This is a genomic window from Burkholderia sp. BKH01 (assembly GCF_025685725.1).
In the GTDB taxonomy this organism is placed as follows: domain Bacteria; phylum Pseudomonadota; class Gammaproteobacteria; order Burkholderiales; family Burkholderiaceae; genus Burkholderia; species Burkholderia pyrrocinia_C.
Map to the genome: position 1 here is coordinate 97251 of NZ_JAOTQT010000006.1, position 14147 is coordinate 111397.

The window sequence follows — 14147 nt, forward strand, 5'->3', positions numbered from 1 at the left end:
GTGGCCCGGCCGGCTGAGCGCGATCGGTCGATCGCGCTCAGCGGCCCTGCATCGCGCGCCGGTACGTATTCGGCGTCGTGCCGTGCGCGTCGCGAAAGCGATGGCTGAAGTGGCCGGCGTTCGCGTAGCCGCAGTCGGCCGCGACCTGCGCGAGCGGCAGCGACGTCGTGCGCAGCAGTTCGCGCGCCCGCGCGAGCCGCTGTTCGGCGACCCACGCGTGCGGCGCGCGGCCGAACGACAGCCGGAACATTCGCGAGAAGTGGTATTCGGACAGCGCGGCGACGTCGGCCAGTTCGCCGAGCGTCAGCGGCTGCGTCAGGTACGTGTCGATGTAGTCGCGCACACGGCGACGCACGGCCGGTGCAAGTCCGCCGCGGAACGACACGTCGGTGCGCGTCGTGCTCTGCCCGCGCAGCAGCAGGCTCAGCACCTCGTGCGCGGTCTCGTTCACGCGCAGCCGCTCGTCGGCATCGTCCCAGCCGTCCAGCGCGAGCGAGCGCAGCAGCGCGGCGACGCGCGCATCCTCGAAATAGGTGCGGTCGGCGAGCTTCAGCTCGCGCGGCTCGCGGTCGAGTTCGCGGATCGCGCGCTGCGTGAAGTGCTCGGGCAGGAAATACAGATGGATGAAGTGCATCTCGCCGCGCACCCACCAGCGCGATTCGTGGTCACCCGGCAGCGCGCACAGCAGGCTCGGCGCGCCGTAGCGCGGCACGCGTTCGCGCTCGGTCCGGTAGCCGCCGTCGAGGTAGCACGACAGCGTGTGGTGGCCGGGCTGCTCGTAGATCGTCTCGCTTTCGTCGGTGATCCGCGTCCATTCGGCGATCGCGAGATGGTCGCCGAGCCACGCGAAGCGCTCGAGCGTCGCGTTCGCGTCGGCGAGCGTGCGGCAGACCGACTGCAGGCCGAACGGCAAATCGCCGCCGGCCAGGGTGGCGGCGCGGTCGACGGGCGGGGCGGAGAGGGAGAAGCTCATGATTTGGCGAGTATAAGCGGGCGCGCCGCACCGGGTGCGGCGACCGGAAAAAGACCGCAATTCCGGACAATCGGCGTGCGCCGCGCGGCGGCATAGTCGGGATCCCGTTTCATCCGATTCCTGGACCATCGCCGCCATGAACCTGTCGCTTTATTTCGTCACCGTGCTGATCTGGGGCACCACCTGGATCGCGATCAAATGGCAGCTCGGCTCCGTGCCGCCGCCCGTGTCGATCGCGTGGCGCTTCTGGCTCGCGGCCGCCGTGCTGTTCGCGCTGCTGCGCGTGATGCGCCGGCCGGTTCGCCCGCCGCGCGAAGCATGGCGCTACCTCGTCGCGCAGGGCTTCGCGCTGTTCTGCCTGAATTTCCTGTGCTTCTACTACGCGGAGCAGGTCGTGCCGAGCGGGCTCGTCGCGGTGATTTTCTCGACCGCGCCGCTGCTGAACTCGATCAACGGCCGGCTGTTCATGGGCCGCCCGCTGCGGCCGTCGGCGATTGCGGGCGCGCTGCTCGGCCTGGTCGGCATCGCGTGCCTGTTCTGGCAGCAGATGGCCGGCCATCTCGACGACCACGCGACCTGGATCGGGCTTGCGATCGCGTTCGCCGGCACGATGTGCTTCTCGGCCGGCAACCTGCTGTCGAGCCGGATGCAGTCGATGGGGCTGCACCCGCTCGCGACCAACGGCTGGGCGATGCTGATCGGTGCGGCGATCCTGACCGTCGGCAGCGCGGTGTCCGGGATGCCGTTCACGCTGGACATGAGCCCGCGTTATCTCGGCGCGCTCGTCTACCTGGCCGTGCCGGGCTCGGTGATCGGCTTCACCGCGTACCTGACCCTCGTCGGCCGGATCGGGCCGGAGCGCGCCGCGTACTGCACGGTGCTGTTCCCGATCGTCGCGCTGGCCGTGTCGACGGTGTTCGAGGGCTACCAGTGGTCGCCGCTCGCGGTGATCGGGCTGCTTTTGGTGGTGGCCGGCAATCTCGTCGCGTTCGACCTGACGCGGAAGCTGTTTCTCCGGACGGCGTGACGACGGCCGGACGGGTGACGCGCTGCATGGCGCGACCGGGTATCCGGTTGACTTGGTTGACTTGGTTTCGATTCGGGGCTAGGCTTGAACCTCCGGTTGGGTAAGGAGGCGGAGATGGTCAGGCAGGCTCATGCACTTGAAAGCGCGGCTGCGATTCTCGATGTCGAGACCGAGGAGGCGTTGCGCAGCGCCGTTGGTGCCGCGACCATGCTCGGTCCCGATCGGGCGCGTGCGCTGCTCAAGCTGTCGGACGAACAGCTCGGGCACCTGTTCAAGATCGGCATCGCCCAGGTCATCGATCTGGCGGGCACGATCACGTTCGGCATCGCTGCCGCTGCGACCCGCGACAGGCAACCTTCCGGCCGCACGAAGCAGCATGCGAAGCCGGCGGCACGCGCGGATGCTGCGGCCGCTGATTTTGAGCGGCGCGCGCTGGCCGAACGGCGGGCGCTCGTCGCGCAGGGCGCGCTGCTGCCGGCCGCGGAGATCTGGGCAAGGCTCGGCATGACGCGGCAGGCCCTCAGCAAGGCGGTCGTGTCCGGGCGCATCTTCACGGTCGACGTGGGGGCGCTGCAGTACTACCCGGCCTTTTATCTGACGGGTGATATCGATCGCAAGACGCTAGGAAAGGTGACGCAACGCCTGGGTGGTTTGCCGGGATGGAGTAAATGGCAGTTCTTGACGACGCCCAAGGCGTCCCTTGGCAACGTCACGCCGCTGAAAGCGCTGTCGCAAGGAAGGCGCGAAGAGGTGGAGCGTGCCGCAGCGGCGTTCGCGGAGCGCTAGGAGGTGCGGTCGACGTTGAGGCCACCGAGCGAACACTTCGCGAATGCGACGCTGGTTACGCGGGAGATTGCGCCGTCGGCGCTGGTGCGCGTCTCCCGATACGAGACAGGCGAGCCATACTTCGGCAAGTCGGGCGGCAACCGTTTCGACGACCCGCGCCAGCGGCGCCGGTATGGCACCAGCTATTTCGGTTTCGACCTGCACTGCGCGTTTGCCGAGACGGTGCTGCACGACGAAGTCGCGGATCTCGCAGTCGGTGGCTTCCCGCTCGTGACGACCGAGCTTGAGCGCTTCGTACTTTCGTTCACCGGCTCGCCGCTGACGGTGGCCGTCCTGCACGGCCTGCCGCTGAAAAACCTCGGCGGCGACGGGGCGCTGTCGACCGTCGTACCGTACGATATCCCGCAGCAATGGTCGCTCGCCGTACACGGGCATGGTCGTCGGGTCGACGGCTTTCTGTATATGTCACGTCATCTCAACACTTCGGAAGCGCTCGTGCTCTTCGATCGTGCCGAACCCAAACTCAAGCTCGGGCGCGTCGTTCCGTTCCGGCACCACACCGAGGCTGCCCGCGTGCTGCTGGACTTCAACATATTGCCGCGTTAAGCCGCGTATCGCCGGCCGCCCGACGGGCGGCTTCGGACGGCATTCCGCCAGAAGGGACGGCGCGCGCGATTCCTCGCGGCCCGTTCATGCGGTCGCGCCGCTCCCCGCTACACGCGCCTGCCGCTGGTACAGCACCATCGACAGCGCGACGCCCGCGGCGGCCGCGACCGCCGCGAACAGGAACACCTGCGGATAGCCGAACGCACCCGCGACATAACCGGCGAGCGGGCCCGTGATGCCGAGCGACAGGTCGAGGAACACCGAGTAGGCGGACAGCGCCGCGCCGCGGCTCGCAGGCGGCACGAGCGCGACGGCCTCGACGCCGAGTGCCGGGAAGATCAGCGCGAAGCCGAAGCCCGTCAGCGCCGCGCCGACGAGCGCGACGTGCGGCACCGGCGCGAGCCACAGCAGCACGAGGCCCGAGCATTCGAACGCGAACGACACGATTGCGACGCGGAAGCCGCCGTAGGTCTTGATCGTGTTCGCGAACAGCAGGCGCGCGCCGATGAACAGCGTGCCGAACACGGTCAGCGACAGCGCGGCGTTCGGCCAGTGGCGCGCCGCGTAGTACAGCGTGACGAAGGTCGCGATCGAGCCGAAGCCGGCCGAGCCGAGCGCGAGGCCGAGGCCGTGCGGCAGCACGCGCGTGAACACGCTCGCATACGACATCCGCTCGCCGTGCACGAGCGGCACGGAATCGATCAGGCGCGCGAGGTAGAAGCCGATCGCGGCGAGCGCGATCACGATCACGCCGATCAGCGCCGGATTCAGTGTATGCGCGATCGCGACGCCGACCGGCGCGCCGAGCGCGAGCGCGCCGTAGGTCGCGATGCCGTTCCACGAGATCACCTTCGCGTTGTGCGCGACGCCGACCCGCCCGATGCCCCACAGGATCGCGCCGGTGCCGCACAGGCTCTCGCCGACGCCGAGCACGAGCCGGCTCGCGACCAGCAGCACGAGGCTCGCGACCGGCCAGTGCGCGAGCAGCAGCGCGACGAGCAGCAGCACACCCGACACGCCGCAGCCGACCAGCCCGCGCAGCACCGTCTGCTTCGGGCCGAGCGTATCGGCGAAGCGCCCGGCGAGCGGCCGCGACGCGAGCGTCGCGAAGTACTGGACGCTGATTGCACCGCCCGCGACGATCGCGGAAAAGCCGAGGTCGTCATGGACGAAGCCCGGCAGCACCGCGAGCGGCAGGCCGATGGTCAGGTAGCAGATGAACGTGAAGCAGACGACGGACACGATTTGCAGCGTGACCGCGAACCCGCTGCGCGGTGGTGTGGCGGAGTCGGTAGACATGGGGTCGGAACGAATGAGCGAAACGGAGCGTGACGACACGGAAGACGGCACAAAAGGGAATCCGGATTTTCCCATGGAACCGGTTTTCACGCAGGTACCATTTAGTTAATCGCGACCCGTTTTCGCGCGCAACGGATCGGTGCGAGCACGCCGGGAAGGCCGTGCGGAAAGGGTGCCGGGCGGCCCCGGCGCTCATATCGCGGCAGTTATATGGGCCCCATGCGTGATGGGCTATGGGTTGCGAAATTTGACGGTGATAGCGTGCAAACTGTCAGAAAGACGTCGGTCGAGCGCTCCGCGCAGGCCGCCTTGCCCCCCATTTGAAGAATCATCGAGACATGAGTGAGCCGATCCGCTTCTACCATCGTCACGCGATCCGCGAGGTCAGCGGCGCGGACGTTACCCGCACCGTGCTGCAGTACCTGCGCGAGGACGCGCATTGCACCGGCACCAAGGAAGGCTGCGCGGAAGGCGACTGCGGCGCGTGCACGGTCGTCGTCGGCGAGCTGACCGACGCCGGCGCGGTCGAGTTCAAGGCCGTCAACGCGTGCATCCAGTTCCTGCCGACGCTCGACGGGAAGGCGCTGCTGACGGTCGAGGACCTGCGCCAGCCGGACGGCGCGCTGCATCCGGTGCAGCAGGCGATGGTCGACTGCCACGGTTCGCAATGCGGGTTCTGCACGCCCGGCTTCGTGATGTCGATGTGGGCGCTGTACGAGAAGCACGGCCACGAAGGCTGCGGCAGCGCGTGCGCGAAGGCGAAGGACGTGCCGACGCGCACCGAGATCGCAGACGCGCTGACGGGCAACCTGTGCCGCTGCACCGGTTATCGCCCGATCGTCGATGCCGCCGTGCAGATGTTCGATGCGACCGGCGAAGGCGCGCCGGCGCCGTCGGCACCGGTCGACTCGGCCGCGCTCGCCCGCACGCTCGCGTCGCTCAAGCGCGACGACACGTTCGACTACACGACGCCCAACGGCGCGCGCTTCGCGGCGCCGCGCACGCTCGACGCGCTGGCCGCGCTGAAGGTCGAACGGCCCGACGCGCGGATCCTCGCGGGCAGCACCGACATCGGCCTGTGGGTCACGAAGCAGATGCGGCGGCTCGACGACCTGATCTACGTCGGCCAGATCGCCGAACTGCAGCGTGTCGTGGAGCGCGGCGACTGGATCGAGATCGGTGCGGGCGTGACGGTCGAGAACGCGTATGCGGCACTGGCCGGCACCTATCCGGAGCTGACCGAGATGTGGAAGCGCTTCGCGTCGCTGCCGATCCGCAACGCGGGCACGCTCGGCGGCAACGTCGCGAACGGCTCGCCGATCGGCGATGCGATGCCCGGCCTGATCGCGCTCGGTGCGCGCGTCGTGCTGCGCGGCGGCGACACGGTGCGCGAGCTGCCGCTCGAGGCGCTCTACACGGGCTACCAGCAGAAGGACATGGCGCCGCACGAATTCGTCGTCGGCGTGAAGGTGCCGACCCGCACCGGCGCGCGCGAGAAGCTGCAGTTCCGCACGTACAAGCTGTCGAAGCGGTTCGACTCCGACATCTCGGCCGTGTGCGCGGCGTTCGCGTTCATCGCGGACGGCGACACGATCCGCGAGCCGCGCATCGCGTTCGGCGGGATGGCCGCGACGCCGAAGCGTGCGACGCACACCGAAGCCGTGCTCGACGGCGCGCTGTGGCACGAAGCCACCGCGCAGGCCGCGATGCAGGCGCTCGAGCGCGACTACCAGCCGCTGTCCGACATGCGCGCGACGAGCACGTATCGCCTCGATACCGCGAAGAACCTGATGTATCGCTTCTGGCTGGAGACGCGCCCGCACGACCCGCTGCCGCCGCAAGCCCTGAATGTGCGTGAAGTGGCCGCCGAAGCCGGCGCCGACGCGGCGCGCGTCTGAAGACGGAGAACATCGAAGATGAACCAGCAAGCAGAACCGTTCCTGAGTACCCTCGACCCGCAAGCCGATGCCGCGCAGGTGCACGTATCGCGTGCGCACGAATCCGCGCACCTGCACGTGAGCGGGCGTGCCACCTACACCGACGACATTCCGGTCGTCGCGGGCACGCTGCACGCGGCGCTCGGATTGTCGGCGAAGCCGCACGCGAAGATCGTGTCGATGAACTTCGACGCGGTGCGCGCGACGCCGGGCGTAGTCGCCGTGTTCACGGCCGACGATATCCCGGGCGTCAACGATTGCGGCCCGATCATCCACGACGATCCGGTGCTCGCCAAGGGCATCGTGCAGTTCGTCGGCCAGCCGATGTTCATCGTCGTCGCGACGTCGCATGAAACCGCGCGGCTCGCCGCGCGCCGCGCGCAGGTCGACTACGAGGAACTGCCCGCGATCCTGACCGCGCAGGAAGCGCGTCAGGCCGAAACCTACGTGATCCCGCCGCTGAAGCTCGCGCGCGGCGACGCGGCCGCGCGGCTCGCCGCCGCGCCGCACCGCGAGTCGGGCGAAATGCTGCTCGGCGGCCAGGAGCAGTTCTACCTGGAAGGGCAGATCGCGTACGCGGTGCCGAAGGACGACGACGGAATGCACGTGTACTGTTCGACGCAGCACCCGAGCGAGATGCAGCACCTCGTCGCGCACGTGCTCGGCGTCGCGTCGCACAACGTGCTGGTCGAATGCCGCCGGATGGGCGGCGGGTTCGGCGGCAAGGAATCGCAGTCGGGCCTGTTCGCGTGCTGCGCGGCGCTCGCCGCGTGGAAGCTGCTGTGCCCGGTGAAGCTGCGCCCGGACCGCGACGACGACATGATGATCACCGGCAAGCGGCACGACTTCCATTACCGCTTCGACGTCGGCTACGACGACGACGGCCGCCTCGACGGCGTGGCGCTCGAGATGACGTCGCGCTGCGGTTTCTCGGCCGACTTGTCGGGCCCGGTGATGACGCGCGCGGTGTGCCACTTCGACAACGCGTACTGGCTGGGCGACGTCGACATCGCCGGCTACTGCGGCAGGACCAACACGCAGTCGAACACCGCGTTCCGCGGCTTCGGCGGCCCGCAGGGCGCGTTCGCGATCGAGTACATCCTCGACGACGTCGCGCGCTCGCTCGACCGCGATCCGCTCGACGTCCGCTACGCGAACCTGTACGGCAAGACCGAGCGCAACGTGACGCCGTACGGCCAGACGGTCGAGGACAACGTGCTGCAGGAGCTGCTCGGCGAGCTCGAGACGACGAGCGACTACCGCGCGCGGCGCGCGGGCGTGCGCGCATTCAATGCGCGCAACACGGTGCTGAAGAAGGGCATCGCGCTCACGCCGGTGAAGTTCGGGATCGCGTTCAACGTCACGCACTTCAACCAGGCCGGCGCGCTGGTGCATATCTACACCGACGGCTCGGTGCTCGTGAACCACGGCGGCACGGAGATGGGGCAGGGGCTCAACACGAAGGTCGCGCAGGTCGTCGCGCATGAGCTCGGCATCCGTTTCGGCCGGATCCGCGTGACGGCGACCGACACGAGCAAGGTCGCGAACACGTCCGCGACGGCTGCGTCGACGGGCTCGGACCTGAACGGCAAGGCCGCGCAGGATGCGGCGCGCCAGTTGCGCGAACGGCTCGCGGTGTTCGCGGCGAAGCAGTTCGGCGACGGCAAGGCCGATGCGGCCGACGTGAAGTTCGGCAACGACGTCGTGTGGGTCGGCGGCCAGGGCGTGCCGTTCGGCGAAGTGATCGCGAAGGCCTACCTTGCACGTGTGCAGCTCTGGTCCGACGGCTTCTACGCGACGCCGAAGCTGTACTGGGATCAGTCGAAGCTGCAGGGCCGGCCGTTCTACTACTACTCGTACGGCGCGGCCGTGTCCGAAGTCGTGATCGACACGCTCACGGGCGAGATGCGCACGCTGCGCGTCGATGCGCTGCACGACGTGGGCGCGTCGCTGAACCCGGCACTCGACATCGGCCAGGTCGAAGGCGCGTTCATCCAGGGGATGGGCTGGCTGACGACCGAGGAGCTGTGGTGGAACAAGGGCGGCAAGCTGATGACGCATGCGCCGTCCACGTACAAGATCCCGACCGTGAACGACACGCCGCCCGAATTCAACGTGCGGCTGTTCGAGAACCGCAACGTCGAGGACAGCATCCACCGGTCGAAGGCCGTCGGCGAGCCGCCGCTGCTGCTGCCGTTCTCGGTGTTCTTCGCAGTGCGCGACGCGGTAGCTGCGGTCGGCGACTACAAGGTGAACCCGCCGCTCGACGCGCCGGCCACCGGCGAGTCGATCCTGCGCGCGGTGAATGCGGTGCGTGCGGCCCGCGCGGTTCAGGCAGGCTGACATGAAACGACCGCCACGCTTACTTCGTTCGTTGCCCTCCGAGGGGGCGGTCAGCCTCCTTGGGGCGGCCCGGCGGAGGCTGACATGAACGGGCCCGCACGTTCGCTTCGCACCGCGTCGACTCCGACGTTCGCGCCGGGCACCGGCCGGCGCAACCGCGCGACCGGCGCGCCGGCGCCGATGCACGTCGTGCTGTTCGGCGCCGGGCACGTCGGTCACGCGCTCGTCACGCTGCTCGGTGCGCTGCCGTGCGTCGTGCAGTGGGTCGACACGCGCGACGAGCTGTTCCCGGACGAATGTCCGCCGAACGTGCAGCCGGAGCCGACCGACACGCCGGAGGCCGTCGTCGACGCGGCGCCGCCCGGCGCGTACTACCTCGTGATGACGCATAACCACGCGCTCGACTTTTCGCTCGCCGTGCAGATCATGCGGCGGCGCGACTACGCGTACTTCGGGATGATCGGCTCGCGCACCAAGCGCGTGAAGTTCGAGCGCCGGCTCGCCGCGCGCGGCGTCGATCCGGCGCGGCTCGTGGAAATGGTGTGCCCGATCGGCGTCGCGGGCATCGTCGACAAGACGCCGGGCGCGATCGCGGTGGCCGTGTGCGCGGAACTGCTGCAGGTGCGCTCGGGCATGCCGGTGGCCGACGCGAAGGCGGCCGCGTCGGGGCGTGCGCGCGATGACGTATCCTGCGCGCGGTAACGGCGCACGGCCGCGCGTTTTTGCATACACTGCACGGCAACGCGCGGCATCGGGCCGCGCCTTTCCGTGCAGGCGCCATGTCCGATCATCCGATCTATCTCGACGCGCTCGATGCGAGCCTCGTCGCCATCGAGCGCTGGCTGTCCGGCGTCGATACCGCGCCAGCGGCGCTCGACGCGCTGCTCGCGCCGTTCTCCACCGATTTCACGATGATCCTGACCGACGGCCGCGTAGTCGACCGCGACGGCGCGCGCGCGCTGTTCGCGAAGCTCGCCGGCGCGAAGCCGGGGCTGCGCATCACGTTGTCGGAGATCCACGTGCTTGCGGCCGGCGCATCGCATGCGGTGATCACCTATCTCGAAGCGCAGCACGCGACATCGGGCGAGCTGCCCGCGCGGCGCGCGACCGCGGTGTTCGAACGCGACGCGGCGGGCGTCGTGCGCTGGACCCATCTGCAGGAAACCTTCTGCGCGGCCTGAGCGGCCGCGCCTCGCGTCAGCGCTTGCGACTGCGGGCGACCGTCAGCTCGTCGGACACGCTCTGCATCAGCGCGCACAGCCATGCGATGTCGGTCGGGCGGTCGGGCTGCGGATGCGTGAGCAGGTAGCTCTTGATGCGCGGGAACGGCACGGGCGGCGAGACGACGACGAGCGGCAGCAGCTGCGCATAGTGCGTCGCGAAGCGGCGCGTCGTCGTGAAGATCAGGTCCGACTGCAGCAACACCTGCGGCACGATCCCGAAGTAAGGCAGCGTCGTCACGATGCGCCGCGTGAGGCGCGCGCGCGCGAGGCCGATCTCGATCGCGTTGCGCTTGTCGCCGGTATACGGCGTGGGCGCGACGTGCGCGGCCGACGCATAGGCTTCGCGCGTGAGCGGCACGTGCGCGAGCGGATGCGCTTCGCGCATCAGGCACACGATCGTGTCGGAGAACAGGTCCTGGCGCGCGAACAGCGGGTCGGGCTTCGGCCAGTTGCCGATCACGAGATCGAGCGCGCCCGATTCGAGCGCGCCCGCGTGGTCGAGCGCGGGATTCAGCGAATCGATTTCCAGGTGCGCATGCGGCGCCGCGTCGCGAAAGCGCTCGATCAGCGTCGGCATGAAGAAATCGTTCAGATAGTCGGGCGCGGCGACGCGGAACGTGCGGCGCGCGGACGAAGGGTCGAAGTCGCCGTGCGGCGTCGCGATGAAGTCGACCTCACGCAGCGCGCGCTGCGCGGCTTCGAGCAGCGACGCACCGTATTCGGTGGGCACCATCCCGGATTTGCCGCGCACGAGGATCGGGTCGTTCAGCGTCTCGCGCAGCTTGCGCAGCGCGGTGCTGATCGCGGGCTGGGTCTGGTTCAGCCGCAGCGCGGCCTGCGTGACGCTGCGCTCGAGCAGCAGCGTGCGCAATACGCGCACGAGCCAGATGTCGAGCGAGGCGGTACGGTCGTCGTCTTCCATCGGTGCGGGGTGATTCGGGCGAAGCGTAACCTTACCGCAGCCGCGCGTTGCCGTGCGTGATACCGGCCATCACGCGCGACCCTTCGGCAGCGTGCTGATCCGCTTGACCTCGCTCGATTCGAGCCAGGTCGGCGTGCGCGCGCAGTACAGCACCATCGGCAGCGCGTCTTCACCCCAGAACAGTTGCTGGTTCATCCAGAACGTCGGCACGCCGAACACGCCGAGCGCGATCGCGTCGGCGTTGTTGCGGGCCAGTTGCGCACTCGTCTCCTCGAATTCGATCAGCTCGTCGCCGTGGCCGACGCCGACGCGTTCGCACAGCGCCGCGAAGCCTTCCGGCGTCGACGGATCGTTGCCGTCGCGCCAGATGAAGCGGTACATCTCCAGCACGGTCGCGATATCGGCGCGCAGCGCGATCGCGAGGCGCAACACCTTGTCGGAATCGAACGGGTGCGCGGGCGGCATCTTGAAGCGGATGCCGAGCTGTTCCGCGCGAAACAGCGCGTGACGGTACGTGAACACGCGCTTGGCCGGCACGTCGGCGCTCGGGCGCTGCCCCCAGTGGCGCTGCAGGTCGATGAGCGACACGGCGACCGGTTCGAACGGCACGTCAGGCCATTTGTCATGCTGTTCGAGCAGCAGATAGGAGAACGGCGACACGAAGTCGAAGAACCAGGCGGGCTGGGCGGTGTCGAGGCCGGTTGTCATGACGATCTCCAGAGGGTGGGGCGTACGGCGGCCTCCATGGTACGCGGCGGTGCGCGCATGCAGCAATGATCGCGGATCGTTCGCTCACGCGGAACCGGGAGTCGCCCGGGGGGAATCGCCGGCCGGCGTCGCGGCATCGGTGCGTGCGTGCGGCTGGCCGCCGGCGCCGGGCGGCCCCGCCGGCGTTTCCTGGTCGTGCGCGGTGAGCCGTTCGCGCACGAAGCCGATGTGCTCGCGCAGCACGTAGAACTGCCCGGCGTAGGCGAGCGGCATTTTCATCCGGTTCACGGCTTCCTCGATGTCGTCGAGCTCGTCGAGCAGCCGGACGCGATCCTCGGCCGTGTGCTCGCCGAGCGCGCTGCGCTCGAGCGCGATCAGCGCGCCGTACCAGCGATAGATGCGCGAGCGCACGCGCCAGCCGTACAGCGACGGTACGAGCCGCAGCCCGGGGATCAGCACGACGATCAGCGGCACGATCACGACGAGCAGCCGGTCGACGAGGCTCGCGACCCAGAACGGCAATCTCCGGTACAGGAAGGTCTTGCCCGACTTGTAGTAGCGGGTGGCATCGTCGGACAGCGGGAAGCCGCGCGTGACGGACGACGGGAATTCGCCCGCGTGCTGCAGGATCGTCGCGTGGCCGTGCACTTCGCGCGCGGCCTCGATCAGCAGGTCGGACAGCGCGGGGTGCAGCGAGTCGCGCGCGACCAGCTCGATCGTCGGTGCGACGGTGTGGATGTCGGAGGGCGGCAGGTTCCGGCCGAGATCGTAGACGCCCATCGGCAGCGTGATCGCGGTCAGGTACGGAAAGCGCCGCGCGTAGGCTTCGGCCTGCGTGAACGAATACACGTGCACGCCGGGCGCGCGGAACAGCTTCGCCATCACGGGGATCTGCGTCGAGTCGCCGGACAGGAACGCGGCGTCGATCTTGCCGTCGAGCAGCGCGGTCGCGGCGTCCTCGCCGGCGGTCGGCAGCAGCTCGGTCGGGCCGCCGGGCACGATGCCGTTCATCTTCAGCAGCGCGAGGCTCAGCTCGCGCGCGCCGCTGCCTTCCGCGCCGAGCGCGAGCCGCTTGCCCTTGAAGTCGGACAGGCGCGCGACGACCGGGCCGCGATACATGATCGCGAGCGGCACGTAGCCGATGCTGCCGAGCGATACGAGTCGTTCGTCGCGCTCCTTCGGGCCGATGCCGCTCTGCACGAAGCCGACGTCGACCGGCGCGTTCGGGTTCGACAGCCGCGCGAGGTTCTGCGCGGACCCTTCGGACGATTGGACGTCGAGCGTGACGCCGTTCTTCGCGAGGATGGCCTTGTATTTCTGCGCGGCGTTCCAGTACGTGCTGCCGGGCGGCCCGGCCGAGATCACGAGCGTGGAGGGCGGCGCCGGCTGGATCAGCCTGACCGCGAGCCAGACGGCCGCGCCCGCGAGCAGCACGGTCGGGCCGATCGACAGCGCGAGGTCGCGCCACGACACCGCGACGAAGCGGGCGAGGATGCGGCGAGGCGGGCGAGGGCGGGCAGGCTTCATGGGATCGGCGGAGGACGCTGGCGTGACGCATCGATGACGGTCGTCATGGACGATGCACATTCTCGCGGCGATGGTACCCGGTTTCGCCGCGCATGCGCGAGTCGGGCGCCTCGGCGCGGCTTCGCGGCGACAGCGGCGGGCGGCGCCGCGTCAAAAGCTTTGCGCTTCCGCGGGGGCTGGATTACATTGTGCGACGCAGCCGCGCCCGATTCGCGCGCGACCCGGCACGCAATGAGACCGGGCGCGTCCGGCCGGCGGCTGCCCGGCCCGGCTGGCCCGCTATCGCGCGCGCCGGCTGCCGGCCCGTCTCGCCTCTCTCGCATCGCCGTGGAAATCACCGGCTGTCCCGCCCGTTCGCGCGCGGGCCGGCTGTCTTTGGGGGTATCCGGCCGTACTGTGCACGGCCGTTCCGGAGTTACAAGGAGATAGCATGAAGTCGATCGTGTTGAGAGCGTTGGGCGTCGCCGCCGTGGCGGCCTGTTTGTCGGGCAGCGTGTATGCGCAGTCGAGCGATGCGGCGGCAACCGAAGCGCCGGCGGCCGCGACGAGCGCGCCGAAGGCCGCCGCGAAAACCGCGAAGAAGGCGAACCGCAAGCTCGGCTACGCGGTGCGCAAGGCGATTTCGAAGGAAAGCGGCGTGGACGTGGCGAACCTCGTCGTGCGTTCGAAGGGCGGCGCGATCTCGCTGGAGGGCACGATGCCGGCCCAGGATCAGATCGACAAGGCCGAAGCTGCGGCCAAGGGCGTGAAGGGCGTGACGTCGGTCACGAACAAGCTGACGGTCCAGCAGCAGTGA

13 protein-coding genes are annotated in these 14147 nt (G+C 69.1%); 8 read left to right on the plus strand and 5 right to left on the minus strand.

The genetic code is table 11. The features are described 5' to 3' along the window. Window positions 1-37: 37 nt before the first annotated feature. Complete coding sequence (locus OEJ37_RS12365) at window positions 38-973, minus strand: helix-turn-helix domain-containing protein (RefSeq protein WP_174421326.1); 936 nt, start codon at window positions 971-973, stop codon at window positions 38-40. Window positions 974-1109: 136 nt separating this feature from the next. On the opposite strand from OEJ37_RS12365, the gene OEJ37_RS12370 reads away from it, so the two are divergent. From OEJ37_RS12370 to OEJ37_RS12380, 3 genes are all read left to right on the plus strand, one after another. After that, on the plus strand, window positions 1110-2000 hold the full coding sequence (locus OEJ37_RS12370; protein WP_263344430.1) for a DMT family transporter: 891 nt from the start codon (window positions 1110-1112) through the stop codon (window positions 1998-2000). A gap of 114 nt (window positions 2001-2114) precedes the next feature. After that, window positions 2115-2786, plus strand: a complete 672-nt coding sequence (locus OEJ37_RS12375) for a hypothetical protein (protein ID WP_263344431.1) — start codon at window positions 2115-2117, stop codon at window positions 2784-2786. A 3-nt stretch (window positions 2787-2789) separates the two neighbouring features. Beyond that, on the plus strand, window positions 2790-3392 hold the full coding sequence (locus OEJ37_RS12380) for an RES family NAD+ phosphorylase (RefSeq protein ID WP_263344432.1): 603 nt from the start codon (window positions 2790-2792) through the stop codon (window positions 3390-3392). Window positions 3393-3476: 84 nt separating this feature from the next. On the opposite strand, the gene OEJ37_RS12385 is transcribed toward OEJ37_RS12380, so the two are convergent. Next, window positions 3477-4691, minus strand: a complete 1215-nt coding sequence (locus tag OEJ37_RS12385; RefSeq protein WP_175919027.1) for an MFS transporter — start codon at window positions 4689-4691, stop codon at window positions 3477-3479. 338 nt (window positions 4692-5029) lie between these two features. On the opposite strand from OEJ37_RS12385, the gene xdhA reads away from it, so the two are divergent. The 4 genes from xdhA (at window position 5030) to OEJ37_RS12405 (ending at window position 10152) form a co-directional block, all read left to right on the plus strand. After that, a complete protein-coding gene (gene xdhA / locus OEJ37_RS12390) occupies window positions 5030-6589 on the plus strand; it encodes a xanthine dehydrogenase small subunit (protein WP_263344433.1) in 1560 nt (519 codons plus the stop codon). Between the two features lie 18 nt (window positions 6590-6607). Continuing rightward, entirely contained in the window at window positions 6608-8971 is a 2364-nt protein-coding gene (xdhB, locus tag OEJ37_RS12395) for a xanthine dehydrogenase molybdopterin binding subunit (RefSeq protein ID WP_174421330.1), read from the plus strand. Window positions 8972-9055: 84 nt separating this feature from the next. Then, complete coding sequence (gene xdhC / locus OEJ37_RS12400) at window positions 9056-9673, plus strand: xanthine dehydrogenase accessory protein XdhC (RefSeq protein ID WP_263344434.1); 618 nt, start codon at window positions 9056-9058, stop codon at window positions 9671-9673. A 77-nt stretch (window positions 9674-9750) separates the two neighbouring features. Next, entirely contained in the window at window positions 9751-10152 is a 402-nt protein-coding gene (locus tag OEJ37_RS12405) for a nuclear transport factor 2 family protein (protein WP_263344435.1), read from the plus strand. Between the two features lie 16 nt (window positions 10153-10168). Here the strand turns inward: OEJ37_RS12405 and OEJ37_RS12410 are convergent, their stop codons facing one another. From OEJ37_RS12410 to OEJ37_RS12420, 3 genes are all read right to left on the minus strand, one after another. Continuing rightward, a complete protein-coding gene (locus OEJ37_RS12410) occupies window positions 10169-11116 on the minus strand; it encodes a LysR family transcriptional regulator (RefSeq protein WP_263344436.1) in 948 nt (315 codons plus the stop codon). A gap of 69 nt (window positions 11117-11185) precedes the next feature. Beyond that, on the minus strand, window positions 11186-11824 hold the full coding sequence (locus OEJ37_RS12415) for a DsbA family protein (RefSeq protein ID WP_174421334.1): 639 nt from the start codon (window positions 11822-11824) through the stop codon (window positions 11186-11188). An 84-nt stretch (window positions 11825-11908) separates the two neighbouring features. Then, complete coding sequence (locus OEJ37_RS12420) at window positions 11909-13351, minus strand: TAXI family TRAP transporter solute-binding subunit (RefSeq protein ID WP_263344437.1); 1443 nt, start codon at window positions 13349-13351, stop codon at window positions 11909-11911. A 430-nt stretch (window positions 13352-13781) separates the two neighbouring features. Here OEJ37_RS12420 and OEJ37_RS12425 point away from each other — a divergent pair, with 430 nt between their 5' ends. After that, complete coding sequence (locus OEJ37_RS12425; RefSeq protein WP_034182860.1) at window positions 13782-14147, plus strand: BON domain-containing protein; 366 nt, start codon at window positions 13782-13784, stop codon at window positions 14145-14147.

Bases quoted from the DNA above. Each gene is read 5' to 3' on its own strand.
- OEJ37_RS12365 (WP_174421326.1), bottom strand. From the start codon at position 973: ATGAGCTTCTCCCTCTCCGCCCCGCCCGTCGACCGCGCCGCCACCCTG.
- OEJ37_RS12370 (WP_263344430.1), top strand. From the start codon at position 1,110: ATGAACCTGTCGCTTTATTTCGTCACCGTGCTGATCTGGGGCACCACC.
- OEJ37_RS12375 (WP_263344431.1), top strand. From the start codon at position 2,115: ATGGTCAGGCAGGCTCATGCACTTGAAAGCGCGGCTGCGATTCTCGAT.
- OEJ37_RS12385 (WP_175919027.1), bottom strand. From the start codon at position 4,691: ATGTCTACCGACTCCGCCACACCACCGCGCAGCGGGTTCGCGGTCACG.
- xdhA (WP_263344433.1), top strand. From the start codon at position 5,030: ATGAGTGAGCCGATCCGCTTCTACCATCGTCACGCGATCCGCGAGGTC.
- xdhB (WP_174421330.1), top strand. From the start codon at position 6,608: ATGAACCAGCAAGCAGAACCGTTCCTGAGTACCCTCGACCCGCAAGCC.
- xdhC (WP_263344434.1), top strand. From the start codon at position 9,056: ATGAACGGGCCCGCACGTTCGCTTCGCACCGCGTCGACTCCGACGTTC.
- OEJ37_RS12405 (WP_263344435.1), top strand. From the start codon at position 9,751: ATGTCCGATCATCCGATCTATCTCGACGCGCTCGATGCGAGCCTCGTC.
- OEJ37_RS12410 (WP_263344436.1), bottom strand. From the start codon at position 11,116: ATGGAAGACGACGACCGTACCGCCTCGCTCGACATCTGGCTCGTGCGC.
- OEJ37_RS12415 (WP_174421334.1), bottom strand. From the start codon at position 11,824: ATGACAACCGGCCTCGACACCGCCCAGCCCGCCTGGTTCTTCGACTTC.
- OEJ37_RS12420 (WP_263344437.1), bottom strand. From the start codon at position 13,351: ATGAAGCCTGCCCGCCCTCGCCCGCCTCGCCGCATCCTCGCCCGCTTC.
- OEJ37_RS12425 (WP_034182860.1), top strand. From the start codon at position 13,782: ATGAAGTCGATCGTGTTGAGAGCGTTGGGCGTCGCCGCCGTGGCGGCC.